At 43.8% G+C, this 26,234-nt stretch carries 29 protein-coding genes and 2 other annotated features; of the genes, 24 read left to right on the top strand and 5 right to left on the bottom strand.

What is annotated here, in order from left to right:
- The first annotated feature begins 20 nt into the window (after positions 1 to 20).
- The 6 genes from ytaF (at position 21) to nrdR (ending at position 4,443) form a co-directional block, all read left to right on the top strand.
- Positions 21 to 653 carry a sporulation membrane protein YtaF gene (gene ytaF / locus B5X77_RS21870; protein ID WP_079510008.1) on the top strand — a complete coding sequence of 211 codons (633 nt, stop codon included), beginning with the start codon at positions 21 to 23 and terminating at the stop codon, positions 651 to 653.
- A gap of 25 nt (positions 654 to 678) precedes the next feature.
- Positions 679 to 1,275, top strand: a complete 597-nt coding sequence (gene coaE, locus B5X77_RS21865) for a dephospho-CoA kinase (RefSeq protein WP_079510007.1) — start codon at positions 679 to 681, stop codon at positions 1,273 to 1,275.
- 357 nt (positions 1,276 to 1,632) lie between these two features.
- Positions 1,633 to 2,664, top strand: coding sequence for a glyceraldehyde-3-phosphate dehydrogenase (locus B5X77_RS21860; protein WP_079510006.1), 1,032 nt, complete (start codon positions 1,633 to 1,635; stop codon positions 2,662 to 2,664).
- A 300-nt stretch (positions 2,665 to 2,964) separates the two neighbouring features.
- Complete coding sequence (gene speD / locus B5X77_RS21855; RefSeq protein WP_079510005.1) at positions 2,965 to 3,345, top strand: adenosylmethionine decarboxylase; 381 nt, start codon at positions 2,965 to 2,967, stop codon at positions 3,343 to 3,345.
- A gap of 105 nt (positions 3,346 to 3,450) precedes the next feature.
- The gene (locus B5X77_RS21850; RefSeq protein WP_079510004.1) at positions 3,451 to 3,855 is read left to right on the top strand and encodes a hypothetical protein; all 405 of its coding nucleotides are present in this window, start codon (positions 3,451 to 3,453) and stop codon (positions 3,853 to 3,855) included.
- Between the two features lie 126 nt (positions 3,856 to 3,981).
- A complete protein-coding gene (gene nrdR, locus B5X77_RS21845; RefSeq protein WP_079510348.1) occupies positions 3,982 to 4,443 on the top strand; it encodes a transcriptional regulator NrdR in 462 nt (153 codons plus the stop codon).
- A 92-nt stretch (positions 4,444 to 4,535) separates the two neighbouring features.
- Here the strand turns inward: nrdR and B5X77_RS21840 are convergent, their stop codons facing one another.
- Complete coding sequence (locus B5X77_RS21840; protein WP_079510003.1) at positions 4,536 to 4,715, bottom strand: hypothetical protein; 180 nt, start codon at positions 4,713 to 4,715, stop codon at positions 4,536 to 4,538.
- A gap of 218 nt (positions 4,716 to 4,933) precedes the next feature.
- On the opposite strand from B5X77_RS21840, the gene B5X77_RS21835 reads away from it, so the two are divergent.
- From B5X77_RS21835 to thrS, 4 genes are all read left to right on the top strand, one after another.
- Positions 4,934 to 6,349 (top strand): replication initiation and membrane attachment family protein, encoded by a 1,416-nt coding sequence (locus B5X77_RS21835; RefSeq protein ID WP_079510002.1) that lies wholly within the window; start codon positions 4,934 to 4,936, stop codon positions 6,347 to 6,349.
- A 5-nt stretch (positions 6,350 to 6,354) separates the two neighbouring features.
- Positions 6,355 to 7,287: a primosomal protein DnaI gene (dnaI, locus tag B5X77_RS21830; RefSeq protein WP_079510001.1), complete on the top strand. Its 933-nt coding sequence runs from the start codon at positions 6,355 to 6,357 to the stop codon at positions 7,285 to 7,287.
- A gap of 131 nt (positions 7,288 to 7,418) precedes the next feature.
- Positions 7,419 to 8,294, top strand: coding sequence for a sporulation protein YtxC (ytxC, locus tag B5X77_RS21825; RefSeq protein ID WP_079510000.1), 876 nt, complete (start codon positions 7,419 to 7,421; stop codon positions 8,292 to 8,294).
- Positions 8,295 to 8,655: 361 nt separating this feature from the next.
- Positions 8,656 to 10,587 (top strand): threonine--tRNA ligase, encoded by a 1,932-nt coding sequence (thrS, locus tag B5X77_RS21820; protein WP_079509999.1) that lies wholly within the window; start codon positions 8,656 to 8,658, stop codon positions 10,585 to 10,587.
- A gap of 45 nt (positions 10,588 to 10,632) precedes the next feature.
- On the opposite strand, the gene B5X77_RS21815 is transcribed toward thrS, so the two are convergent.
- The gene (locus tag B5X77_RS21815) at positions 10,633 to 10,836 is read right to left on the bottom strand and encodes a hypothetical protein (protein WP_079509998.1); all 204 of its coding nucleotides are present in this window, start codon (positions 10,834 to 10,836) and stop codon (positions 10,633 to 10,635) included.
- 256 nt (positions 10,837 to 11,092) lie between these two features.
- Positions 11,093 to 11,219 (top strand) — a sequence feature (ribosomal protein L20 leader region).
- A gap of 131 nt (positions 11,220 to 11,350) precedes the next feature.
- Between B5X77_RS21815 and infC the strand changes: the two genes are divergently transcribed.
- The 5 genes from infC to B5X77_RS21790 all read left to right on the top strand — a co-directional run bounded on the left by infC (position 11,351) and on the right by B5X77_RS21790 (position 13,482).
- Positions 11,351 to 11,854, top strand: a complete 504-nt coding sequence (infC, locus tag B5X77_RS21810) for a translation initiation factor IF-3 (protein ID WP_139378409.1) — start codon at positions 11,351 to 11,353, stop codon at positions 11,852 to 11,854.
- Positions 11,855 to 11,870: 16 nt separating this feature from the next.
- Positions 11,871 to 12,071: a 50S ribosomal protein L35 gene (rpmI, locus tag B5X77_RS21805; RefSeq protein ID WP_023627047.1), complete on the top strand. Its 201-nt coding sequence runs from the start codon at positions 11,871 to 11,873 to the stop codon at positions 12,069 to 12,071.
- 37 nt (positions 12,072 to 12,108) lie between these two features.
- On the top strand, positions 12,109 to 12,468 hold the full coding sequence (gene rplT, locus B5X77_RS21800; protein ID WP_079509997.1) for a 50S ribosomal protein L20: 360 nt from the start codon (positions 12,109 to 12,111) through the stop codon (positions 12,466 to 12,468).
- A gap of 108 nt (positions 12,469 to 12,576) precedes the next feature.
- A complete protein-coding gene (locus tag B5X77_RS21795) occupies positions 12,577 to 12,852 on the top strand; it encodes a DUF1294 domain-containing protein (RefSeq protein WP_139378408.1) in 276 nt (91 codons plus the stop codon).
- 57 nt (positions 12,853 to 12,909) lie between these two features.
- On the top strand, positions 12,910 to 13,482 hold the full coding sequence (locus B5X77_RS21790) for a TVP38/TMEM64 family protein (RefSeq protein ID WP_079509996.1): 573 nt from the start codon (positions 12,910 to 12,912) through the stop codon (positions 13,480 to 13,482).
- 38 nt (positions 13,483 to 13,520) lie between these two features.
- Here the strand turns inward: B5X77_RS21790 and B5X77_RS21785 are convergent, their stop codons facing one another.
- Complete coding sequence (locus tag B5X77_RS21785) at positions 13,521 to 13,919, bottom strand: sigma-w pathway protein ysdB (RefSeq protein WP_079509995.1); 399 nt, start codon at positions 13,917 to 13,919, stop codon at positions 13,521 to 13,523.
- A gap of 614 nt (positions 13,920 to 14,533) precedes the next feature.
- Between B5X77_RS21785 and B5X77_RS21775 the strand changes: the two genes are divergently transcribed.
- From B5X77_RS21775 to B5X77_RS21765, 3 genes are all read left to right on the top strand, one after another.
- On the top strand, positions 14,534 to 14,824 hold the full coding sequence (locus B5X77_RS21775; RefSeq protein WP_079509993.1) for a hypothetical protein: 291 nt from the start codon (positions 14,534 to 14,536) through the stop codon (positions 14,822 to 14,824).
- A 501-nt stretch (positions 14,825 to 15,325) separates the two neighbouring features.
- Positions 15,326 to 15,817, top strand: a complete 492-nt coding sequence (locus B5X77_RS21770; RefSeq protein ID WP_079509992.1) for a dUTP diphosphatase — start codon at positions 15,326 to 15,328, stop codon at positions 15,815 to 15,817.
- Positions 15,818 to 15,892: 75 nt separating this feature from the next.
- Entirely contained in the window at positions 15,893 to 16,978 is a 1,086-nt protein-coding gene (locus tag B5X77_RS21765; protein ID WP_079509991.1) for a M42 family metallopeptidase, read from the top strand.
- Positions 16,979 to 17,123: 145 nt separating this feature from the next.
- Here the strand turns inward: B5X77_RS21765 and sspI are convergent, their stop codons facing one another.
- Positions 17,124 to 17,339, bottom strand: a complete 216-nt coding sequence (gene sspI / locus B5X77_RS21760) for a small acid-soluble spore protein SspI (protein ID WP_079509990.1) — start codon at positions 17,337 to 17,339, stop codon at positions 17,124 to 17,126.
- 124 nt (positions 17,340 to 17,463) lie between these two features.
- On the opposite strand from sspI, the gene B5X77_RS21755 reads away from it, so the two are divergent.
- From B5X77_RS21755 to pheT, 3 genes are all read left to right on the top strand, one after another.
- On the top strand, positions 17,464 to 18,219 hold the full coding sequence (locus B5X77_RS21755; RefSeq protein ID WP_079509989.1) for a TrmH family RNA methyltransferase: 756 nt from the start codon (positions 17,464 to 17,466) through the stop codon (positions 18,217 to 18,219).
- A gap of 70 nt (positions 18,220 to 18,289) precedes the next feature.
- Positions 18,290 to 18,534 (top strand) — a binding site (T-box leader).
- A 56-nt stretch (positions 18,535 to 18,590) separates the two neighbouring features.
- Positions 18,591 to 19,628 carry a phenylalanine--tRNA ligase subunit alpha gene (pheS, locus tag B5X77_RS21745; RefSeq protein WP_079509987.1) on the top strand — a complete coding sequence of 346 codons (1,038 nt, stop codon included), beginning with the start codon at positions 18,591 to 18,593 and terminating at the stop codon, positions 19,626 to 19,628.
- 19 nt (positions 19,629 to 19,647) lie between these two features.
- Entirely contained in the window at positions 19,648 to 22,062 is a 2,415-nt protein-coding gene (pheT, locus tag B5X77_RS21740) for a phenylalanine--tRNA ligase subunit beta (RefSeq protein ID WP_079509986.1), read from the top strand.
- 350 nt (positions 22,063 to 22,412) lie between these two features.
- Here the strand turns inward: pheT and rnhC are convergent, their stop codons facing one another.
- Positions 22,413 to 23,342, bottom strand: a complete 930-nt coding sequence (gene rnhC / locus B5X77_RS21735) for a ribonuclease HIII (RefSeq protein ID WP_079509985.1) — start codon at positions 23,340 to 23,342, stop codon at positions 22,413 to 22,415.
- Between the two features lie 132 nt (positions 23,343 to 23,474).
- On the opposite strand from rnhC, the gene zapA reads away from it, so the two are divergent.
- The 3 genes from zapA (at position 23,475) to polX (ending at position 26,151) form a co-directional block, all read left to right on the top strand.
- A complete protein-coding gene (gene zapA, locus B5X77_RS21730) occupies positions 23,475 to 23,735 on the top strand; it encodes a cell division protein ZapA (protein WP_079510345.1) in 261 nt (86 codons plus the stop codon).
- A gap of 7 nt (positions 23,736 to 23,742) precedes the next feature.
- The gene (locus B5X77_RS21725; RefSeq protein WP_079509984.1) at positions 23,743 to 24,285 is read left to right on the top strand and encodes a CvpA family protein; all 543 of its coding nucleotides are present in this window, start codon (positions 23,743 to 23,745) and stop codon (positions 24,283 to 24,285) included.
- Between the two features lie 144 nt (positions 24,286 to 24,429).
- Positions 24,430 to 26,151, top strand: a complete 1,722-nt coding sequence (polX, locus tag B5X77_RS21720) for a DNA polymerase/3'-5' exonuclease PolX (RefSeq protein ID WP_079509983.1) — start codon at positions 24,430 to 24,432, stop codon at positions 26,149 to 26,151.
- Positions 26,152 to 26,234: the final 83 nt, after the last annotated feature.

Raw genomic sequence — 26,234 nt, 5'->3', positions numbered from 1 at the left:
GACAGGAAGGAGCTCAGTTTATGGCACAAATAATATCCCTGCTTTTACTTGCATTCGCTGTCAGTCTTGACAGTTTCAGTGTGGGGTTAACGTATGGATTGAGGAGAATGATTATCCCGGTAAAATCGATAGCCGTTATCGCAGCCTGTTCTGCGGTGGTCCTGATGGCTGCTATGATGATCGGGCATTTTCTCGAGAGCTTTTTTTCACCTGAATGGGCAGAGACGCTAGGTGGCGCTGTCTTGATCGTGCTGGGAGGCTGGGTTTTATTCCAATTTTTCCGCGATGACCAAACAGAATTGCTCTCCCATGAAAAAATCATCCTGAATTTTGAGATTAAATCACTAGGTATTGTTATCAATATCTTAAAGAAACCAATGTCAGCAGATTTTGACCGTTCAGGTACAATCAATGGAATTGAAGCGGTCATGCTTGGCCTCGCCCTATCCCTTGATGCATTCGGTGCCGGTATTGGAGCAGCCTTATTGGGCTTTTCGCCTGGCTACCTGGCTTTGACGGTTGCTTGCATGAGTTCACTGTTTGTCTATGCAGGCATGAAAATGGGGAGTTATTTTTCGGAAAGCGGCTGGCTGCAGAAGTTTTCTTTTGTACCAGGAATCTTATTGATCATTATTGGGCTGTTTAAGCTTTAGCAGCCCGTTTGAAAGGATAATAGAGATGTCATTAATCATTGGATTAACAGGAGGAATAGCAAGCGGCAAAAGCACCGTATCATCAATGTTCACTGAACTGGGCATCACTGTGATCGATGCCGATATTGAAGCAAGGCTTGCTGTCGAACCAGGAGAACAAGCATACAATGATATTGTCAGCCATTTTGGCAAGGGAATTTTAGATGAGGATGGCACAATCAATCGTCCTGCCCTAGGGGCGATTATTTTTAACAATGAGGAAAAAAGACTGCTGCTCAATTCGATTGTCCATCCTGCTGTACGCGAGCGCATGGCCGAAAAGAGACAGGCAGCAGAAGCGGCAAATGAAAAAGCAGTTGTCATGGATATACCGCTGCTGTTTGAAAGCAGGCTCACCAGCCTGGTCGAGAAAATCATCGTCGTTTTTGTGGATGAGAAAACACAGCTTCAAAGGCTGATGGCGAGGAATGATTTTTCCGAAGATGAAGCCCTTTCCAGGATTAAATCACAGATGCCCTTGAAGGATAAAGTTGATTTGGCAGATGAAATTATTGATAACAGTGGAAGCATTGAGCAATCAAGGCGCCAATTAATGGAGATTTTAAGAAAATGGGGAATTTGAAGAGCCTTACCATGGCTCTTTTTTTATTGGAATGGAAAATACCTGAAGTTAAACGGCTGGACCTCAGGTATTTTTAATTGAGCGGATTTATGATCCTGGTTTCTCTCAAAAATTCCCGGTTGCCCAGTATACTCCTGGTTTTCTGATGATTTACTCTTGTTTGTATTAAAATAAACACGTTATCTGAACATATCCTAACCATTCGTGGTTATAACTGACCTCGCAGGCATTATTATCAGAATTATTTTAAATTTAAAATGTGTGCAGTTTATATATCACAAATAAAATTTAATATGTTATACTAATACCATAACAAGGGGTTATTAAGTATAACACTAATTCGGAAGGGGCCGTACAATGAAGGCGAGAATAGCGATAAACGGTTTTGGGAGAATTGGCAGAATGGTTTTCAGAAGAGCCATTCTTGAAGAAAATCTTGAGATTGTAGCGATTAATGCGAGCTACCCAGCTGAAACACTGGCGCATTTAATTAAATATGATTCAACACATGGTCAATTTGCGGGGGAAGTCATTCCAGCTGATGATCACCTAGTGGTAAATGGGAAAACAGTTAAACTGCTAAGCAATAGAAATCCTGCTGAGCTTCCATGGAAAGAAATGAAGATTGATATTGTCATAGAAGCTACTGGGAAATTCAATTCGCGTGATAAGGCAGCACTTCATCTGGATGCAGGCGCAACTAAAGTCATTTTGACTGCACCAGGCACAAATGAAGATGTAACGATTGTTATGGGTGTAAATGAAAGCGCATTAAATATTGAAGTGCATGACATCATTTCAAATGCATCATGTACAACCAACTGCCTGGCACCAGTTGCAAAAGTGCTGGATGATACATTCGGGATTGAAAACGGCTTGATGACAACTGTCCATGCCTACACAAATGATCAAAATAATATCGACAATCCGCACAAGGATTTGCGCAGGGCGCGTTCTTGCGGCCAATCAATCATTCCGACTTCCACAGGAGCGGCAAAGGCACTATCACTAGTGCTTCCTCAGTTGAAAGGAAAGCTTCATGGCATGGCACTAAGGGTGCCAACACCTAATGTTTCACTTGTTGACCTGGTTGTTGACCTGAAACGTGAAGTAACCGTAGATGAAGTGAACGATGCGTTTTATTCTGCTGCAAGAGGGAAGTTGAGCGGGGTCCTGGATATCACAACAGATCCGCTTGTATCGATTGATTTTAACACCAACGAACACTCAGCCATCATTGATGGTCTATCTACAATGGTCATTGGCGCAAATAAGGTGAAGGTACTTGCATGGTATGATAATGAATGGGGTTACTCAAGCAGAGTTGTAGATCTGACAAAGCATGTGGCACAAGCCTTGTCTTCTTCTGCAAAATTGAGTGTAGGATAAATTGATATGCTGAAGGCCTGCCGGTTAATCCCGGCAGGCTTTTTTCACGTAATCAAACTTCTAAAATGGCTATCTAAAAACCTTCTAGAAAATAGGCTGTAATTCAAGAAAAAAATTTGTTTCATGTGTTGCAAAAAAAATATAAACAAAGTATACTAGTCATCGTGAACTTCTTAATAACGGTACCAATTGGCTACTTAAAGGGTTAGGACCTCTCTGGACTAACTTTCCCCCGTGGTAGTTAAGATACCATTGAAACTAGGAACTTCATTCTAATATTGTTAGAGGGGGAAATTGAATATGGAAACAATGGGTCGTCATGTAATTTCTGAACTTTGGGGTTGCGATTTTGAAAAATTGAATGATATGGATTTTATTGAACAAACTTTCGTTTCAGCTGCGTTAAAATCAGGTGCTGAAATCCGCGAAGTGGCATTCCACAAATTTGCGCCACAAGGTGTCAGCGGTGTTGTCATCATTTCTGAATCTCATTTAACTATTCACAGCTTCCCAGAACACGGGTACGCCAGCATTGATGTTTACACTTGCGGCGATCTTGATCCTAATATTGCAGCTGACTATATTGCTGAAGCTCTTAGTGCACAAACTCGCGAGAACATCGAACTTCCGCGCGGCATGGGCCCTGTGCATGTAAAGCAGGCACAAGCTAAAGCACTATAATTGAAAATATGAAAAATTACCAGGGGTGTAGCGATACACCTCTTTTTATTTTGTTCCAAAGTTAAGGTAAACTATAAATAGAAATAAGATGCAGGAGGATTTTTGATGTCTTTTTTAAAATCCATTACAGGAAGATTCGAGAAATTCAGCGGCACGAGTGAAAACAACAGGGATGAACAATTGCGGACTCGTTATTATAAAGCAAATTTCAACCAGATGTTCCAGTCAATTGAGGACCTGCTGAAAGCGGATCCTTCAGCAAGAATCACAAGTGTATCAAAAGAACATGGAGAAATCTCTGCAGAATTAAACGGCAGGCTGCCATCTTTCTTAACAGTGACTGTCATCACAACAAAACCTTATGAGACAGCGGTTGATTTACATATATCCACCGAGAAGTTTTCTCTGGCAGGCATGAATCCTGCCCTTAAGCAAGAACTGATCAAAATATATGAAAAACTGGACAAAACACACACATTCATTGGATCAGGTAAATATGGAAATCGATAGTTCCTCTTGTCCCGCCACCATCTTTTTTATAAGATAATAGTAAGGATAATGCTTATGGACGTATTGGTGGAAAAGCGAATGGTCCTTCGCTCATTCTATATTTCAAAATATTCGGAGCTGATCGAGATGAAATGTCCAACTTGCCAAAATAACTCTACCCGGGTTCTTGATTCAAGACCGGTTGATGATAGCCGATCAATTCGACGGAGACGTGAATGTGAAGCGTGCGGCTTTCGCTTTACCACTTTTGAGAAGGTTGAAGAAATTCCTTTAATAGTCGTGAAAAAAGAAGGTACACGCGAGGAGTTCAATCGGGAAAAACTTCTGCGCGGCTTGCTGAAAGCATGTGAGAAGAGACCTGTGGCCCTGAAAGAGCTCGAGGATTTGGTTTCTGAGGTGGAAAAAGAACTCCGCAGCCATGGAGTTTCAGAAGTAAAGAGCGAAGCCGTTGGGGAAATGGTGATGGACAGGCTGGCAAAGATCGATGAAGTCGCCTATGTCCGCTTCGCATCTGTTTACCGTCAGTTTAAGGATATCAATGTATTTATCGATGAATTGAAAGAGTTAATAAAAAAAGAACAATCATAAGACTCGGAGCTCAGGATAACTATATAATCTTGCTCCTGCGCCTAGCCAGTTTCATCCTCGAAAGTGCTGCCTCGAGTATCTAGCGATAAGCGTTAGCTTTGAGCAGCTCGAGCCGCTTGTTTAGTGTCACTTCCTAGAAACTTGGAAACTTCAACTACGCCCGCAGAAGCAAAGAGCGCTTCTTTGTCGGAGTCTACAGTTTCTGCGTTTCCGGGCAGTCGGCTATACTTTTCGATTTCAGGCCGCCCAATGAAGTCAAACAACAGCTTCACTGGCCGGCCCTCCGTGGCACACGATGTGCTAGACCCTCCAGCCACAGGACGTGGCGTTATTAGGCGGGCAGCGCTTGTCGGGGATGAACAAAGCGCTTGCACTTTTTATTTGAAGGAGCTGAAGGAAACTTCAGCTCTTTTTAAGACGCAATAGTTAAAACGTGTTGTTTTCAAATAGTATCAGCAATGACTAAACCAGACAGAGTGGAGGGGAAAGGATGGCTCAGCATTGGCAGGAGACTTTGCCTGTGGACCAGTATATCGTTGCATCTGGCGGCTTGCTGCATGAGTATGATCGCAAGGTGCTCACTTTTTTGTACCAGCCTTTGATTGGGCCAGCTTGTTTGAGCCTTTATATGACCCTATGGGCTGAACTTGAAGAAAACCGCCTCTGGTCACAATCGGGTACCCATCATAATCTGATGACGATCATGGATATGAACCTGAAGGAAATATATCAGGCACGCCAAAAGCTTGAGGGTATGGGGCTATTGAAGACTTATGTAAAAAACAGTGAGGATGGCCGTTCGTTCATTTATGAATTACAGCCTCCGCTGACCCCTGAACAATTTTTCCTAGATGGCATGTTGAATGTTTATTTGTATCGAAAGGTTGGAAAGAATCAGTTTTTGCGGTTGAAACGGTTTTTCAGTGATAAAACAACCGGGGCGGAGCCAGGATATTCTGAAATTACCAAGGCTTTTCAGGATGTGTTCCTTTCCGTGCCCCCACAGGCTCTTATCCATAATGAAGATTCAGCTCCTGACCTTGATGCGGGAGAGGGGAAATCCTTTATTGGAAGGGAAGAAGCTTCAAAAATCCAAATTGACCTTTCCGAGTTTAATTTCGATTTGTTATTGGGCGGTCTGCAGGAATCCCTGATCCCGAAAAAGGCTTTCACGCCGAAGGTCAGAGAAGCGATCAGCAATCTTGCTTTCCTTTATGGTATTGATGCATTGAAAATGAAGAATATCGTCTTAAGCGCATTGACGGCTGAGAATGAAATAGATATCGATGAGTTAAGGAAGGCAGCCCGGGACTGGTATCAATTTGAATATCAGGACCAGCTGCCTGCACTTCTCGACCGTACCCACCCTGTCCAGTACAAAGCAGGGATAGAAAAGCCCAGGACGAAAGAAGAGGAACTGGTTGTTTATTTTGAAAAAACTTCTCCTAGACAGCTGCTGATTGACTTTTCAGGGGGTGCCGAGCCGTCGAAAGCCGATTTGCAGATCATCGAAGAAATAATGTTCAAGCAAAAGCTGCTGCCCGGTGTTATAAATGTTTTAGTTCAATACGTTATGATCAAAACGGATATGAAGCTGACAAAGGGCTACATTGAGAAGATTGCCAGCCACTGGTCGAGGAAGAAGATCTCTACTGTCAGGGATGCGATGCAGCTGGCTAAAAATGAACACAGACAATATCTTGATTGGGCTGAAGGCAAAAAAGTTCCCGCTTCATCAGGAAAACGGAAACCTGTCCGTAAAGAAGTTCTGCCGGACTGGTTTGAGAAAAAACGCGAGGATGGACCAAATCAGCAAGATACATCTGTTGGAGAAGCGGATCCTGATTTTGAATTAGAAAAGAAAAAGCTTGAAGAAGAACTTAAGAAATTTAAATCCGGGAGGTGACTCATTTGCAAAACATAAATGAAACCCTAAAAAAGCTGGCAAATAACCAGAACTTCCAGGAACGGTATGAATCGCTCAAAAGACAGGTTATGCAGGATCAGCGTATAAAGGAGTTCCTGGATGAGAATGCGGATTATATTACTCGGGAAATGCTTGATGGCAGCATGTCAAAGCTATATGAGTTTGCCAACCAGAGCAAGGACTGTGAGAAATGTGAGAGCCTAGCAGCCTGCAGGAATATGATCAAGGGGTATGAACCTCAGCTTTTTATCAAAGGGAATTATATTGATGTTAAATATGATCGCTGTAAAAAGAAAGTCCTCTATGATGAGCAGCAAAAGAACGCACGCCTCATCAACAGTATCTATGTGCCGAAGGAGATCCTGAATGCGTCGTTCGGGGATATTGAGCTCGATGACTCAGGAAGATTCAAGGCAATCAAAATGGCAAAGGACTTTATTGAGAATTATGAATCCGGCCAGAAGCAGAAGGGCTTGTTTCTTCACGGCCCGTTCGGTACAGGCAAATCATATCTGCTTGGAGCAATAGCTAATGAATTGGCGGAGAAACAGGTCAGTTCCTTGATTGTATATGTGCCGGAATTTTTCAGGGAAATGAAAAATGCGATTGGTGATCATTCGGTCAACGACAAGCTTGAGGCAATTAAAAAGGCCAATGTCCTTATGCTCGATGATATCGGGGCTGAAACGATGAGCAGCTGGGCCAGGGATGAAATCCTTGGGACAATACTGCAATTCCGGATGCTCGAGAATCTTCCAACCTTCTTTACTTCCAACTTTGACCTTAAAGGCCTCGAGCATCATCTGACGCACAGTCAGAGAGGAGAAGAGGAGCAGCTGAAGGCAGCAAGGATCATGGAACGTATCAAATATCTTGCACAACCGGTAAAGGTAGAGGGCAAGAATCGAAGAATTTAAACATATGCTGCAGCGAACCAGGCTGCAGCATATTTTTTTTGGTTAAATCCTTCACCTGCCATTTGGATGCTTCTAAATTGTCCAAGTCCCCCATATATATAATCAGGGAATATTTATAAGGGGGGATATGGTTGATTGAAATCATCTTCCAAAAAAAGCAGGATGCCTGGAATTTTTACCACCACTTAGTCGCCAGGCTTGCTTCATTGCAGGAAAAGAATTCAATTCTTCTAAATGAAGATCGAAATAGAGTGCAGATTCCAGGGGATTTTTATCTGAAGGGCACATTATTTGAACTGAAACAATGTGTTTATGAGTTTATTTTGAAGGTGAAACGGGAGGAATGGCTCAGAAACATTCTGGCGGAATCTTATTTTTACACAGAGAGTGAAGAGCAAGACCAAATCCTTGATATCATCTACTCTGTCATGGAAGGGAACAGAAAAGATCTGGCACCTTTTATGGAGGTGGACGAAGAGCAAGGAATCATTAAAAACTTAATTAATGAAATTCTCGATGAGAGGGTCTCGTTTTCGTTTGACTCCTTTGTGATGTTCAGGCTGAAGACCTACTTCGAGCAGCTTTCGAAATGGGTAGAGGTGGCAATTGATGAGTATAAGATGGAGCAGGAGTACCAGGTATTCCTGCATACTTTAAGAAGTTTTTTGAAGGATAGAAAACCGCAAATGCCTTATTTATATTTGGTGATTGATGAAAACATGGCATTCTTTAACCAGCGATTCACGGAAATGAAAAGGAGCGAACTGTTCAAAACGATTGACCGGAGATTGCTTGTCAATCACCCAGTCTACGTCGATTCCGGAACAATCGCGCCATTGCTGTCCATCGCCCCGCAAATCATTTACCTGTATACCGACGATGCGCAGCAGCCTTTAGTGCGAACCATAATCAACCTGTTTGAAGAACGGGTCCAGATTAATTCAATATCCGCGTTTGAAGAAGAAAAGTTGAATTTTTTGAATGAGGATCATGAAAATATACGATAGCCCACTTGATTTTCAAAACATTACAAACTATAATTACGTACATAATAAACGAATAGTAAATGTAATGATGAGGACATGGGCATTCTTGAAAGGTTTGCAGAGAGGGAAGGCACGGCTGAAAACTTCCTAACACTTAAGATACGCTTACCACCTCTGAACTCCAGCTGTGAACGCCTTTATGGCAAGTATTGGCTGGCGGCAGAAGCCGTTATCTCAACCAGAGCCATTCATGCGTGAATTTTTTGCGCAAGGGTGGGAATTGGGTGGAACCACGTGTGATCAAACTCGTCCCTGTTTCAGGGGCGGGTTTTTTTATTTTTTGCGCAATAATTGCGCCATATTCGAAAAGGAGGAAAAGCCAATGGCAGACATGTTAAAGATTTCGTTTCCAGATGGAGCAGTGAAGGAGTTTCCGGCAGGCACAACAACTGAAGACATTGCCAGTTCAATCAGCCCGGGCCTAAAGAAGAAAGCCATTGCCGGTATGGTGAACGGGAAGCCTTATGATCTCCGCAGACCGATTGAGCAGGATGCAGCAATCGAAATCGTCACTCCAGACCATCCTGAAGCACTTGAAATTCTGCGCCACAGTTCAGCTCACTTAATGGCACAGGCAATCAAGCGTATGTATAAAGATGTGAACCTTGGAGTAGGGCCAGTAATCGAAGGCGGCTTCTACTATGATATCGACATGGAACATTCCTTATCTCCGGAAGACTTACCGGAAATTGAAAAGGAAATGAAGAAAATCATTAATGAGAACATCGAGATTGTCCGTAAAGAAGTAAGCCGAGAGGATGCAGTCAAGTTTTTCAAGGAGCTTGGTGATCCGTATAAGCTTGAATTGATTGAAGCGATCCCTGCTGATGAAAAGGTCACTCTATATGAACAGGGTGATTTTGTGGACCTCTGCCGGGGAGTGCATGTTCCTTCGACAGGCAAGCTGAAGGAATTCAAACTGCTCAGCATCGCAGGCGCTTACTGGCGCGGCGACAGCGACAACAAAATGCTGCAGCGTATTTACGGAACAGCATTTTTCAAGAAGGAAGATTTGCAAGAACACTTAAGGCTGCTGGAGGAAGCGAAAGAACGTGACCACCGCAAGCTTGGAAAAGAGCTGAATCTTTTCACCAACTCACAAAAGGTTGGGCAGGGACTTCCGCTTTGGCTTCCAAAAGGTGCGACAATCCGCCGCATCATCGAACGCTATATTGTCGATAAAGAAGTCAGCCTGGGTTATGACCATGTTTATACACCTGTGATGGGCAGTGTCGACCTTTACAAAACTTCCGGCCACTGGGACCACTATCAGGAAAACATGTTCCCGGTCATGGAAATGGACAATGAACAGCTTGTCTTGAGACCGATGAACTGTCCGCACCATATGATGGTATACAAAAATAGCATCCATAGCTACAGGGAGCTTCCGATCAGGATTGCCGAGCTTGGAACAATGCACCGATATGAAATGTCCGGCGCGCTTGCTGGTCTGCAGCGTGTACGGGGCATGACTCTGAACGATGCTCACATTTTCGTCCGCCCTGACCAGATCAAGGAAGAATTCAAGAGAGTAGTCCAGCTTGTACTTGAAGTCTACAAGGATTTTGACATGAATGATTATTCCTTCCGTCTATCCTACCGTGACCCTGAAGACAAGGAAAAGTACTTCGATGATGATCAGATGTGGGAAAAGGCTCAATCCATGCTTAAGGAAGCGATGGATGAGATGGGACTAGAGTATTTCGAGGCAGATGGCGAAGCGGCCTTCTACGGTCCGAAGCTGGATGTCCAGGTCAAAACTGCTCTTGGCAAGGAGGAAACTCTGTCAACTGTACAGCTCGACTTCTTGCTTCCTGAGCGCTTCGACCTGACTTATATCGGTGAAGACGGCAAGCATCATCGTCCGGTTGTCATCCACCGCGGCGTTGTGTCGACTATGGAACGTTTTGTGGCCTTCCTGATCGAAGAATACAAAGGAGCGTTCCCTACATGGCTGGCTCCAGTCCAGGCTCAAATCATTCCGGTTTCACCTGCAGTCCATTATGACTATGCAAGAGAAATCCAGGATAAACTGAAAGCAGAAGGCTTCCGCGTCGAAATCGACGGCCGTGACGAAAAAATCGGCTACAAAATCCGTGAAGCGCAAATGCAAAAGATTCCTTATATGCTGGTTGTCGGTGACAACGAAGTTGCAGAAAAAGCAGTTAACGTCCGTAAATACGGTGAACAAAAATCCGAAACTATTCCCTTTGATGAATTCCTGGAATTATTCAGGGAAGAAGCGAAGAAATAAAAATGAGAGGGGCCGATTGGCTCCTCTTATTGTTTTAATGAAATATTATTCAATAGGTTTGGAACAGGTTGGGCACAGGTTTTTCCTGTAGCTGCGCTGTATCTTCTGGCCGCAGTTTCTGCAGGACTTGAGGTTCACCGGTTTATTGTCAATATCATTGGAAAAACCGTAGCCTGTCCGGAAAAACTTCAGGGCGGTACCTGCGAGCAGCCCTGTGATCACACCTGTAATAATAATTGCGATCAGCATCACTACACCAGCTTTCTGACTTATTCTACTTTGAATTATAGCAACAAATAACCCAACAGGTTGTGACAATTTAACATATTTTGTATTTTAATCTATAGGGAACTCAATAGAATAATTTTTTAGTAAAGCGTAAAAAACTATTGCAGCCTGTAATCCTATCTGATACAATACTTTTTGTTGCAGTTAACGAATAGTGATTCGTTTGACACATCAATTTCTTTATGCTATATTAGCAAGAGTGAACTGAATACAAGTTTTAGGAAAGAAGAAGCACCCGCTTCTCACCTGGCTGACGCACTTGGGCTGTTGGCAGGTAATACGTAAACGTCTAATTATTTTGTTTCCGTAAGTGTGGGTGTTGTCGCCTGCGCTTTTTTTATTGCAAAATAAAAACGGACTATATCGTATGTCATTGTGTGAGCAAGATAAAGGCTTTGTCCTTGCAATGTACTTCTTCTCCTTGACAATGTATTCGATAAAACCCTGGAGGTGGCTAATTATTAGCAAAGATGCGATGTTACTAAACGAGGGAATTCGTGCTCGCGAAATTCGTCTGATCGATCAAAACGGCGAGCAATTAGGAATCAAATCCAAAGCTGAGGCTCTTGAGATCGCAGCGCGCGTCAATCTTGATCTTGTCCTTGTTGCTCCGAACGCGAAGCCTCCTGTAGGCCGAATCATGGACTACGGAAAATTCAAGTTCGAACAGCAAAAGAAAGAAAAAGAAGCACGTAAGAACCAAAAGATCATCACAACAAAAGAAGTACGTCTTAGCCCGACAATTGATGAGCACGACTTTAATACAAAGCTTCGCAATGCTATCAAGTTCTTGGAAAAAGGCGATAAAGTTAAAGCATCAATCCGTTTTAAAGGACGTGCTATAACACATAAGGAAATCGGTCAGCGTGTTCTTGATCGCTTCTCTGAAGCTTGCAAAGAAGTAGCGACAATCGAATCGCATCCAAAAATGGATGGCCGAAGCATGTTCCTGGTCTTAGCACCTAAAACTGACAAGTAACGAGGAGGAAGTCCCTATGCCAAAAATGAAAACTCACCGCGGCACTGCCAAGCGTTTCAAGAAAACTGGAACTGGCAAGCTTAAGCGTTCACACGCTTACACTAGCCACTTATTTGCTAACAAGTCTACAAAAGCTAAGCGTAAGCTTCGCAAATCTGCAATTGTTTCTAAGGGCGATTTCAAACGTATTCGTCACATGCTTGACAACATTAAGTAAACTCGAGCAATCTCGATTTATATAGGAGGGAAATTACATGCCACGTGTAAAAGGCGGTACAGTTACGCGCAAGCGTCGTAAAAAAGTTATCAAATTAGCTAAAGGTTATTACGGTTCTAAACATACATTATACAAAGTTGCTAACCAGCAGGTTATGAAATCCCTAATGTATGCATTCCGCGACCGTCGCCAGAAGAAGCGCGACTTCCGCAAACTTTGGATCGCTCGTATCAATGCAGCAGCTCGCATGAACGGTCTTTCTTACAGCCGTTTAATGCACGGCCTTAAGCTTGCAGGTATCGAAGTGAACCGCAAGATGCTTGCTGAGCTTGCAGTTAGCGATGCAGCAGCATTCGCTCAATTGGCTGATACAGCTAAGCAACAATTCAACAAGTAATCAATGATAAACCATTCTCTTCGGAGGATGGTTTTTCTTTTTACCTAAGGTCGGCCAAAGTATTAAGATATAATTATTTACATAACCGTTTATGAGGGATGTGTGAGAATGGAAATAATGATTTTAACTGGATTTGTCAGTCTTATCAATCTGGCAGCTTTTATCCTGATGGGCGCAGATAAGCAGAGGGCAATGAATAACCAGTACCGGATCAGTGAAAAAACACTGTGGAATGTTGCTTTTTTTGGGGGAGCGATTGGAGCAGCTACTGGAATGAAGCATTTCAGGCATAAAACAAAGCATTCGCAGTTCAAGTATGGTCTGCCTGCCCTTGCGATTATAGAGATTGGTATTTATATATATTTCTTTATGCTATTGGCATAACAGCTCGGGCGATTTTATAAGCTATTACAAATCTGAAAACCCGGGCAGGTGACAGTAATGGAAGAGGCATGGACATTGCTGCTGGTTATCGGTGAATCAGGAAGCTGGTTTGCACCTGTATTGTTTATACTTTTTCATGTTTTTCGCCAGTTTGTTTTTATTCCTCCTTCGGTGGTCTGCATCGCTGGCGGTATTGTGTTTGGAACAGTTCCGGGAATCCTCTATTCTCTCATTGGTTTGACAGGAGCGAGTATTTTGTTTTACTTTTTTGTGAAAAAACTTCCTGAGACTATGGACAGATTAAGCAGGATTAAAAAGCATCTGGTAGGACGCTTCAGGGAGTTGACCGTCCTGCAGGTCGCGCTGTTGAGACTTATACCGGTGATTCACTATCAGCTGCTGAGCTTTTGCCTGTACGAGCGAAAAAAAGATTTTAGAGAATTTATGATTGCTTCATTCATAACCAATATACCATTCGTTATCTTTTTTACAGTTTTCGGGAAGAGTGTGGGAGAGTTTGATGCACTGGCGGGGAGCTTGCTGATGATCGGACTTTTGTTGCTGGCCTATCTGTTTCGAGAGAAAATCACCCTTATAAAATGGCGTGAATTTTTTGATACGAGCCAATAGGAAAAGCGTCCGAAATGATTCGGACGCTTTGATATTTTTTATTCCTCATCCGGCCCATGATTCGCCATGAATTCCTTAATCGGGCTTTTCCAGTCAATTTTGGCTACAGGGTAGCTCTCACGGATCTTTCGTTCAATGATTTGAAAATCCTCAAGCACAAGCCCCTTCAATGCAGAAGTTTTCTTAGGCCAAATGAAAATGGAGACGACCTCAAATGCAGAAGGAGTCGTACCAAGATACTTTTCACCCTCAAACAAAACACCTTTGTAAGTCAACAGGAAATTCTTGCGGACATTGTCCGGGTCATCCAGTAAGAAAAAGCGCTTCTGCTCGTGAGCAAGCTCCAGCTTACGTTTCGGGTGGAATACATACTTCACTCCGCTGTATATCAGGAAAATGAATAAAAGCAATAAAATCAGACGTAAAAGCAGAATCATGACTGCCCCTCCAATGCGAACTTTCCTTATTTACGGATGAGTTTCCAAATAGTTTCAACAAATTTATAATTGATATATACTTTTTTTACTAAAGCTGTGAGAAGCAAGCCGAAGTTAGGACAGGTTTGGGAGCAAAGGGAGAAAAGCTGTCAGAAGCAAGCTGAAGTTTGGACAGGTTTGGTGGCAAAAGGAGAAAAGCTGTCAGAAGTAAGTCCAACTTTGGACAGGTTTGGTGGCAAAGGAAGAAAAGCTGTCAGAAGTAAGGTGAACTTTGGACAGGTTTGAGGGCAAAGGGAGAAAAGCTGTCAGAAGCAAGTCCAACTTTGGACAGGTTTGAGGGCAAAGGGAGAAAAGCTGTCAGAAGCAAGTCCAACTTTGGACAGGTTTGGGGGCAAAGGAAGAAAAGCTGTCAGAAGTAAGTCCAACTTTGGACAGGTTTGGGGGCAAAGGGAGAAAAGCTGTCAAAAGTAAGTCCAACTTTGGACAGGTTTGGGGGCAAAGGGAAAAAAGCTGTCAGAAGTAAGTCGAAGTTTGGACAGGTTTGGTGGCAAAGGAAGAAAAGCTGTCAGAAGAAGAAAAGCTGTCAGAAGTAAGTCCAACTTTGGACAGGTTTGGTGGCAAAGGGAGAAAAGCTGTCAGAAGTAAGTCCAACTTTGGACAGGTTTGAGGGCAAAGGGAGAAAAGCTGTCAGAAGTAAGTCCAACTTTGGACAGGTTTGGGGGCAAAGGGAGAAAAGCTGTCAGAAGCAAGTCCAACTTTGGACAGGTTTGGAGGCAAAGGAAGAAAAGCTGTCAGAAGTAAGTCCAACTTTGGACAGGTTTGGAGGCAAAGGAAGAAAAGCTGTCAGAAGTAAGGTGAAGTTTGGACAGGTTTGGTGGCAAAGGGAGAAAAGCTGTCAGAAGTAAGTCCAACTTTGGACAGGTTTGAGGGCAAAGGGAGAAAAGCTGTCAGAAGTAAGGTGAACTTTGGACAGGTTTGGTGGCAAAGGGAGAAAAGCTGTCAGAAGTAAGGTGAACTTTGGACAGGTTTGGTGGCAAAAGGAGAAAAGCTGTCAGAAGTAAGTCCAACTTTGGACAGGTTTGGGGGCAAAGGGAAAAAAGCTGTCAAAAGTAAGTCCAAGTTTGGACAGGTTTGGTGGCAAAGGAAGAAAAGCTATCAGAAGTAAGTCGAAGTTTGGACAGGTTTGAGGGCAAAGGGAGAAAAGCTGTCAAAAGTAAGTCCAACTTTGGACAGGTTTGAGGGCAAAGGGAGAAAAGCTGTCAGAAGTAAGTCCAACTTTGGACAGGTTTGAGGGCAAAGGGAGAAAAGCTGTCCAAAGTGAGCAAGTTTGGTCGAGAATTATCCTGAAGCTGTCAGAACAACGAGCTCTGCTATCAAGTTAAAAATTTACGGGGTGAAGTCAAATAATGAATACGATCACACTATTTAAAATGCAAAAAGCACTCGACAGCCATATTGAGTCGCACCATCAGATAGAGAATGAAGATTTATTTGATCGCAAGGTCCTTGCATTGCTTGTTGAAATAGGCGAGCTTGCGAATGAGACGAGGTGCTTTAAATTCTGGAGTGTGAAACCGTCGTCTGAAATAGATGTCATACTAGAGGAATTTGTGGATGGTGTTCATTTTATCCTATCGCTTGGGATTGAGTGTGGTTTTGATGATGTGGAATCTATTATGCAAGGCGCATCCATTGAAATCGATACAACCGGTCAGTTCCTGGCAATTTACAACTGTGTGCAAAAATTCAGGAACAGCCGCAGCAGGGAGTCCTACCTGGAATTATTCCAGGGTTATATGAAGCTTGCCCAGCTGCTTGGTTTAAGTGAAGACCAAATCGAACAGGCATATATTGCGAAAAATGAAGTAAATTATGATAGGCAGCAAAAAGGGTATTAGGCAGAATTTTTTGTACAATATCCAGCACGTCTAGTATAATAAAAAACGAAACTACATATTAAGGGAGTCGAAATAATGGCTAAATTAGATGAAACATTGACAATGCTAAAAGATTTAACCGATGCAAAAGGCATTCCCGGCAATGAGCGTGAGCCAAGGGAAGTAATGAAGAGATACATAACTCCATTCGCTGATGAAGTAACGACTGACGGACTAGGCAGCCTTGTAGCCAAGAAGGTTGGAGATGCGAATGGCCCGAAAATCATGGTTGCCGGCCATCTAGATGAGGTAGGCTTCATGGTGACAAGCATTGATGACAAAGGATTCATCCGCTTCCAGACAGTCGGCGGCTGGTGGAGCCAGGTCATGCTTGCACAGCGCGTGACAATTGTGACTCGAAAAGGCGATATCACAGGGGTAATCGGTTCTAAACCGCCTCACATCCTGCCTCCGGAAGCTCGCAAAAAGCCGGTTGATATCAAGGATATGTTCATCGATATCGGTGCATCAAGCCGTGAAGAAGCGAAGGAATGGGGAGTTACTCCTGGGGACATGGTGGTTCCTTACTTTGAATTCACCGTCATGAACAATGAGAAAATGCTTCTTGCTAAAGCTTGGGATAACCGTATCGGCTGTGCGATTGCCATCGATGTCTTAAAGGGACTCAAGGACGCAGAGCATCCTAACGTGGTATATGGGGTTGGAACAGTTCAGGAAGAGGTTGGACTCAGAGGGGCAAAGACTTCTGCCCAGATGATTGAACCTGATATCGGTTTCGGCGTTGATGTAGGTATTGCTGGCGATACTCCAGGAGTTACTGAAAAAGAAGCTTTAAGTAAAATGGGTGAGGGTCCGCAAATCATCATTTATGATGCTTCAATGGTTTCTCATAAAGGCCTACGCGATTTTGTTACAGACTTAGCTGATGAGTTGAACATTCCATATCAGTTCGATGCTGTCGCTGGCGGAGGAACAGACTCTGGTGCTATCCATCTGACACACCGTGGTGTACCGGCGTTATCAATCACGATTGCGACACGCTATATCCACTCACACGCTGCAATGCTTCACCGTGACGATTACGAAAACGCAGTAAAGCTGATCGTAGAAGTTATTAAGCGTCTTGATAAAGAAACAGTCGAAAAGATTACTTTCGAATAAAAAGATGAAGGTGTTCAGAAAATCAGTGAAAACTGGTTTCCTGGACACCTTTTGTTTGTTCATTTATAAGTCCTTTAGCTCCCTCTCTCCCGGCATCCGCACCAAAATAAAAGAACTCCTCAAAAATAAAGGAGTCCTTGCTAACTTATTGCTTTCCTTTCAATCCTTCTTCCAGTGCATTCAACATTTCCTGTTTTTCCTCTTCAGAGGCGTTCTGCCAGATTACTTCGAACAAAACTCCAAGTCCCGGAAGCATTTTTTCTTCGCCGTTTTGGATTGCGTCGACGATTGTGTCTTTCAACTCGTCTTGTGTATTTCCTGCTACATTTGATATGACAGCGTTTCTAAGGTTTAGGTTCATCCTTGCTCAAACTCCTTTCAAATGTCCATTACTGTTTTTAGGTTTTACAATTTTGGTTTTATTATGTATCCGTTTTGAGCTATAATAGTAAAATTGAACAAGCCATAATAAAGGAGAGCCAGAATTGAAGTACATTCAATCTGATAAAAATCCGCAAGTAAAACAATGGAAAAAGTTAAAGACAAGAAAAGAACGTGATAAGTCCGGAATGTTCCTTGTCGAGGGCTTCCATTTAGTCGAAGAAGCACTTACGAAAAAAGACGATGTTGAAGAAATCATTTTAAGCGAAAAAACGGAATTGCCGCCTGGCCTGGATTACGGCTCGATCTCTGTAACGGTTGTGACTGACGATATCAGCCGTCAGCTTGCCGATACCGAAACAACTCAGGGCATTTTCGCTGTGTGCCGTCAGCCACAGCAGCACATTCCAAATGGGAAGACCTATCTTCTGATTGATTCTGTTCAGGATCCGGGGAATCTTGGCACGATGATCCGTACCGCTGATGCGGCCGGGCTCGATGCCGTCATAGTCGGCAAAGGCAGTGTCGATATGTATAATCCGAAGGTACTGCGTTCAGCCCAGGGAAGTCACTTCCATTTGCCGGTTCTAAGCGGCGATCTTTTCGAGTGGGTCACCAAGCTTAAGGACGACAATATACCTGTTTATGGGACGGCACTTGAAAATGGAGTTGTTTTTACTGAGGCTGGCAGCAAGCATTCCTTCGCACTGCTGGTGGGGAATGAAGGAAGCGGGGTAAAAAAGGAGCTGCTGGCAAAAACTACTCAAAACCTTTATATCCCGATATACGGAAAGAGCGAATCATTGAATGTCGCAGTTGCGGCAGGTATTTTGCTATATTATTTAAAAACTGCAAAATAGGCTCGTTTTTTCATAAAACCATTTGATACCGCGGAAAGAATATACTATAATTAACAGCAAAATTAATATTTCAAAAACGATGACGGAGAAAAGTAGCTTGAAGATGGCCATTCAGGGAGAAAATGCCGGAGACTGGAAGCATTTTTATGGAACAGGCAAGCGAAGTTCACCTCCAGAGTTGGCATCGGGACCGCTTTTACAGAAGCGTAAAGATGCATCGGCACATGCCGTTATCTCAATGAAGCGAACACGTGATACATATTGTATTGCCTGTTAAAAAGGGTGGTACCGCGAAACCAAGACCTCGTCCCTTTATCCGGGATGAGGTCTTTTTGTGTTCAAAAAAGAAGAATAAGAAGGAGGATTTACCAATGCAGGATCGTCTAAAAGAACTGCAGGCTGAGGCTCTTGAAAAAGTAGCAGCTGCAGCAGACCTAAAAGAATTGAATGATATTCGCGTTTCCTATCTGGGGAAAAAGGGTCCAATAACGGAAGTTTTGAAAGGAATGGGCAAGTTATCGGCCGAAGAAAGACCGAAAATGGGTGCCCTGGCTAATGAAGTACGTGATGCAATTTCTGGACAGATTGAAGTAAAGCAAAAAGAGCTTGAGGAAGCAGCGGTACAAAAGCAATTGGCAGCCGAAGAAATTGATGTTACCCTTCCAGGCAGACCTGTAAAGACTGGCAGCCATCATCCGCTCACAAGCATTATCGAAGAAATCGAAGATCTTTTCATCGGCATGGGTTACACAGTCGAAGAAGGTCCTGAAGTTGAAAAAGACTATTACAACTTTGAAGCGCTGAACCTTCCAAAAGGACACCCTGCACGTGATATGCAGGATTCATTTTACATTACAGAAGAAACGCTGATGCGTACACATACCTCACCTGTTCAGGCAAGGACGATGGAAAAGCATCAGGGCAAAGGTCCTGTAAAAATCATTTGCCCTGGTAAAGTTTATCGCCGGGATAACGATGATGCGACCCACTCACACCAGTTCATGCAAATTGAAGGCCTTGTCGTCGATGAGAATGTAAGGATGAGTGATCTGAAAGGTACACTTGAAGTTTTTGCAAAGAAAATGTTTGGCGAAGATCGCGAAATTCGTCTGCGCCCAAGCTTCTTCCCATTCACGGAGCCATCCGTCGAAATGGATATTTCCTGCAAAATCTGCGGAGGATCAGGCTGCAGCGTGTGTAAGGGAACAGGCTGGATTGAGATTCTCGGTGCAGGAATGGTTCACCCGAATGTACTTGAAATGGCAGGCTACGATTCAAAGAAATACACTGGCTTCGCTTTTGGCATGGGACCTGAGCGGATTGCAATGCTGAAATACGGAGTGGATGACATACGTCATTTCTACACAAACGATGTCCGATTCTTAAAGCAATTTTCAGTTGAAGAATAAGTATTAGGAGGGTATAACCATGTTGGTATCATATAAATGGCTGCAGGATTATATCGATTTGACAGGCGTATCCGCGGATGAGCTTGCTGAAAAGATTACGAAGAGCGGCATTGAAGTTGAAGGCGTAGAAAAATTGAATGAAGGCTTGAAGGGTGTCGTTGTCGGCCATGTGTTGGAATGTGAAAAGCACCCCAATGCAGAAAAACTGAACAAAACACTCGTCGACATTGGCAGCGGCGAGCCAGTCCAAATCATTTGCGGCGCACCAAATGTCGGTAAAGGCCAGAAGGTTGCGGTTGCGACGGTAGGTGCTGTCCTGCCTGGCAACTTCAAGATCAAAAAAGCAAAACTCCGCGGCGAAGAGTCACATGGGATGATTTGTTCCCTGCAGGAGTTGGGTATTGAAGGCAAGCTGGCTCCAAAAGAATATGCTGAGGGAATCTATAATTTCTCACCAGAAACAGAAGTCGGCCAGAATGCCCTTGAAGTCCTTAACAGGGATGATGAAATCCTTGAGCTTGGCTTGACGCCAAACCGTGCAGATGCCATGAGCATGCTTGGTGTCGCGTACGAAATAGGTGCAATTCTCGGCAAAGAGGTAAAAATTCCAAATCCACAGCCGGAAACTTCTTCTGAACAGGCAAGCGACTATATCAATGTAACTGTTGAAGCAAAAGAAGATAATCCATTATACGTGGCAAAGGTAATCAAGAATGTGAAAGTCGGTCCATCACCAGTATGGCTGCAAACGAGATTGATGTCTGCTGGCATTCGCCCTCACAATAATGTAGTGGATATTACCAACTTTATTTTATTGGAGTATGGACAGCCGCTTCACGCGTTCGATTACGATAAGCTCGGTTCTAAAGAGATCCTTGTCCGCCGTGCCAGGGATGGCGAATTGATTGAAACGCTTGATGATGTGAAACGTACTTTAAATCCTGAACATCTGGTCATTACCAACGGAACAGAGCCTGTGGCGCTTGCGGGCGTCATGGGCGGAGCGAATTCTGAAGTCAGCAGCGATACAACCACTGTACTGCTGGAGTCTGCTTATTTTACCGGCGGGGCGATCAGAAAAGCTTCTAAAGACCATGGTTTACGAAGCGAAGCAAGCTCACGCTATGAAAAAGGCGTTGATCCTGAACGAGTGCGCCCGGCTGCCGAACGCGCGGCTCAATTGATGATTGAACTGGCTGGCGGAGAAGTGCTTGGCGGTGTTGTAGAAGCGGATGCTTTAAATGTTAAGCCGGCAGTCGTTTCCACAACGCTTGGTAAAATCAATAAAGTTCTTGGTACAGAATTTGAAATGAAGCAGGTTGAGGACATTTTTGCCCGCCTGAAGTTCGATACATCCGTCGACAACCAGACGATCACCGTAACTGTTCCTACACGCCGCGGTGATATTACAATCGAAGAAGATCTAATCGAGGAAGTTGGCCGCCTGTATGGCTACGACAACCTCCCAACTACTCTTCCTGAAGGACCTTCAACGCCAGGACATCTTTCTGATTACCAGAAGAAGCGCCGTGTCGTCCGCCGTTTTATGGAAGGTGCCGGACTTTACCAGGCTGTAACTTATTCACTGACAAGCGCTGAAAAAGCAACACAATATGCTTTGGATAAGCGCGAACCAGTGGAATTGGCAATGCCGATGAGCGAAGACCGCAGCCTGCTGCGCCTGAGTATCGTGCCTCAGCTGCTGGAAGTGCTTAAGTACAATAATGCACGACAGAACGACAGTGTGGCTGTTTATGAAACAGGAGCAGTCTTCCTTAAGAACAGCAATGAGGAGCTTCCAGAAGAGCGTGAGCACCTGGCTGCTGCAATTACCGGCCTATGGGAAAGCCATCCATGGCAGGGTGAAAAGAAGCCTGTTGATTTCTTCGTACTTAAAGGAATCGTCGAAGGGCTGTTTGCCAAACTTGGCCTTGATGGCCAGCTCGGATTCCAAAAGGCTGTGCTCGATGGATTGCACCCTGGACGCACTGCCGAAATCCTGCAGGACGGCAATGTGATCGGCTTCATCGGCCAGGTTCACCCAACCATGCAAAAAGCGCTTGACCTGAAAGAGACATATGTATTTGAACTGTCGCTTAAAGCATTACTCGAAGCCGAGACAGCGCCGCTTCAATACACAGCAATCCCGCGCTTCCCATCAATCACAAGAGATATCGCACTTGTTGTTGAAAAAGCAACGGCTGCAGGCGATCTGGAAAAGATTATAACTGAAGCAGGTGGTTCACTTTTGAAGGAAGTGAATGTTTTCGACCTTTACGAAGGTGAAAAAATGGAGCAGGGCAAGAAATCACTTGCCTTCTCATTGAAATACTTCGATCCTGAAAAAACATTAACGGATGAAGATATTGCGAAAGCACACAATAAAGTCCTTTCAGCCCTTGAAGAAAAAGCAGGAGCAGTATTAAGAGGATAAATAGGAAAAGGCAGCCCGCGGGCTGCCTTTTTAATATGTTTTGTGAGTTAGGATCGCGTTAATATGGGTTTAGAGACCATGAATTCTAGATGAATAGCTAACTTCCTGAGAATTTCACTATAATATCAGTCATTTATAGCTTTAGTACTCTGCTAGCAAGTGGGATACCGCGATTCTGCTGAAGATTCCCGCGGAACTACAGCATGATTCCGCTAAAACTGACCCGGATTCCGCGAAAGTCTCCCATAATCCCGCGAAAACAACCAACAATTCCGCGAACTGGAAAAAACAACTCGTTTTTTCCAGTTCCCAGATCTACACCCGAGAAATTTTCAAGTTTCCAGCTCCCGCTACACGCGTGCAATCTTCTTAGCTTTTTCGGTATTCGCAAAATGAAGCTTGACGAATTCAGGCAGGACTTCTACACCCTTTTCGATGATCAACCTGGCCGCTGCCTTATCAACAGCTGCTCCGGCACCTTTCGGGATTGTAAATCCTGCTCGCTTGCTGAGGTTCTCAAAATGGCGGACAAACGCATAGCGGGCAATCATGGATGCGGCCGCAACACCGAGATGGATTCCTTCAGCTTTTGTACTGAACAGGACATTCTCGCGGATGATCTTCCTTTGTCCTTTTAAATGCGCGAAATAGATAGGCTCTTTTGCAAATTCATCAATTAAGATGGCTTCTGGTTTTTCCGGGGCAATTTTGTCGAGAACATGGCTGATTGCCTGGTTGTGCAGCAGGGCCTTTAGTTTTCCCTGGGACATGCCCTTCATTTGCATCTGGTTATATTTTTCATTATGTAATGTCAGCAGGCTATGAGGTAAAAAGGTAACGAGCTGTCTCGCAATCTCGATGATTTTATCATCCTTGAGATTTTTGGAATCCTGGACACCGAGCTCTTTGAGAACCGGTATATCCTGCCGCCTTACATAAGCAGCAACGACGGTGATCGGACCGAAATAGTCTCCGGTGCCAACTTCATCTGAACCGATGATGGCCATTTCTGCGATATTTTTAGGCAAGTGGAATCCTGGAGCAGGAGCAGCGCTTTTTTTCGCTGAAGGCGCTGTTGCGGTGCCCCATCTTGCTGCTTCACTCTCTCCGTCTTTTCCCTGGAACAATACTTTTCCTGATTTATAGGCAGTGATCGCACAGGAAGGTGTTTTTGCGGCAAATACACTGCCGGGCGGAAGCTTATCAATCAGGAACTTGCTGTAATAATCTTTCATCTTTCTGATTTCTTCCGGACTTTTTTGAAGGACACTATTTCCCATGGTTCTACACTCCCTGTTAATGTTAGACATTTTCTTCCAAAAAACATATAGTTCAGGCCGGCAAATACTTCCCAGCTTTTTACGTTCATGTTATAGTATAAAATAGGATTCTTATGAATGGGGGCATAAATGTTGTCAGACACAAAAAAAAATCGGTCGACTGTCGTTATATATGGCCAGCAGTATACAATAGTCGGCATTGAAAGCACCAGCCATATCCGGCTCATTGCCTCAATGGTAGACGATAAAATGCGAGAAATCGGTTCAGCGAATCCTTCACTTGATACTAGTAAATTAGCTGTATTGACAGCCGTGAATGCTGTTAATGATTACATAAAAATGAAAGATCGTGTTGAATCGCTCGAAGCGGAAATTAAAAGGTTAAAGGACTGAAAAATTCATGCTTGATCTTGCTGTTTTGGCTATATTGGTCATGGGCTTCATTGTAGGACTGAAGAGGGGGTTCATCCTGCAAACCATCCATTTGGCTGGCTTTATCGCTGCCTTCATTGTGGCGTACATATATTATGATCAGCTTGCTCCCAAGCTGACTCTATGGATTCCATATCCAAACCTCGGCAGCAATACTACATTGAATCTCCTATTTGAGAATGCGAATTTAGAAGATGCCTATTATCGTGCAATAGCTTTTGCTGTCATCTTCTTCGCTGTGAAAATCCTGCTCCAAATCATCGGTTCGATGCTCGATTTTGTAGCACATCTTCCGATCCTGAAGCAGCTGAATGTCTGGGCAGGAGGATTCCTCGGATTTATAGAAGTATACCTGCTTCTGTTTATCGTCCTCTACATCGCGGCCCTGCTGCCGATCCAGGCGATCCAGGGACCTTTGAACGATTCAATTCTAGCCGAAAATATCATAAAAAATACACCGGTATTCTCCCAGCAAATAAAACAGCTTTGGATTGAATACATGGCTGCATAACTTCTCTTTTGCGGAGGAGTTTTTTTTATCCGTACGAAATAGTTTCATTTAATTTCACAGTGGAGCTTGTTTTCTATAAAATAGAGACAATGGCCAAGACCGGCTTGGAAAACCGGTTCAGAAAAGAAAAGGCAGGTGGACATCGTGTCTGTTAATAAAAAAGATATCGTGCAATTGCTTGAAACGATCGCTATATATATGGAATTAAAAGGGGAGAACCCATTTAAAGTATCCGCATTCCGCAAGGCTGCAGCTGCTCTAGAGGGTGATGAGCGCACCATGTCGGAAATGGGAGACCTTACTGAACTCAAAGGTATCGGAAAAGGGACAGCAGGAGTCATTCTGGAGTTTATGGAAACAGGACAGTCGACCGAGTTAAAGGAATTGCAGGAAGAGGTGCCAAGCGGTCTCATTCCGCTTCTGCAGCTTCCGGGAATGGGAGGCAAAAAGATTGCCAAGCTTTATAAAGAGCTGGGTGTAGAGAGTATCCATGATCTTGAGGAAGCGGCAAGTGCTGGGAAGATTCGTAATCTTGCTGGCTTTGGAAAAAAATCAGAAGAAAAAATCCTTGCTGCAATTGAAAACTTTGGCACAAGACCGGAGAGGCTTCCTCTCGCCTACATGCTTCCAGTTGCTGAATTAATTGAATCATATCTTCAAAAGATAGAGAGTATCGAACAATTTTCAAGAGCCGGAAGCCTGCGAAGGATGAGGGAGACAATCAAGGATCTCGATTTCATCATCGCTTCCGCCAACCCGTCCGCTGTGAAGGATCAATTGGTCAAACTCCCGAAAATCAAAGAAATCATTGCCGCTGGCGACACGAAGGTTTCTGTTACTCTTGGACTTGACTATGATGTGAATGTGGATTTCCGGCTTGTCGATCCAGAAGAATTCGCAACCGCTCTCCATCATTTTACCGGGTCAAAAGATCACAATGTAAGAATGAGGCAGCTTGCTAAGGAAAAGGGAGAGAAAATCAGCGAATATGGCGTGGAGAATGTAGAAACGGGTGAAGTTTCTACTTTCAAGTCGGAAGAGGAATTTTATCAATATTTTGGCCTTCCTTTTATTCCTCCAGAATTGCGGGAAGACGGCTCGGAGGTTGAGTTATACAAAAAAGACCTGAAACTCATCACTCTTGACGCTATAAAAGGTGATCTTCATATGCATTCGACATGGAGCGATGGCGGGCATTCGATTGAAGAAATGGCTATGGAATGTATGGCCAGGGGTTATAAATACATGGCCATAACCGACCATTCCCAGTATCTGAAGATAGCGAATGGACTGACACCGGACCGTATAAGGAAGCAAATAGAAGAAGTGAAAGAACTGAATAAGAAATACGAAGACTTCACAATTTTAACAGGTATCGAAATGGATATTTTACCGGACGGCTCCCTGGATTTTGAGGATGACTTGCTTGCTGAACTGGACCTGGTCATCGCATCGATCCATTCCTCTTTTTCACAGCCAACCGAAAAAATCATGAACCGCCTGAAAACGGCTTTGGAGAATGCACATGTTGATATCATCGCTCACCCAACAGGAAGGCTGATAGGCCGAAGAGAAGGGTATCCTGTTGATATCGATATGCTGATCAAGCTGGCAAAAGAAACGAATACGGCACTTGAGCTGAATGCCAATCCGAACAGGCTTGATCTGGCATCGGAATATTTAAGAAAAGCTCAGGATGAAGGCGTTAAAATTGTCATCAATACAGACGCCCACAAAGTAGATACACTGGAACATATGGGAATCGGCGTAACGGCGGCCCGGAAAGGCTGGATTAAGGAATCATCAGTCCTGAATGCACTTGATCTCGATGGATTGCTTGAATTCCTGCACGGCCGCAATCGCTAAGGGAATATTGATTCTTTTGTAGAAATGGCTAGCTTCAGGCTGACCCCTTTCTAATAACCTTCGCTTAAGAAGAAGGAGGAAAT

It is taken from the genome of Mesobacillus jeotgali, assembly GCF_900166585.1.
Taxonomy (GTDB): Bacteria; Bacillota; Bacilli; order Bacillales; family Cytobacillaceae; genus Mesobacillus; species Mesobacillus jeotgali_A.
Note: the sequence above shows the minus strand (reverse complement) of the source record. Positions and strands in the feature narration are given on the sequence as shown.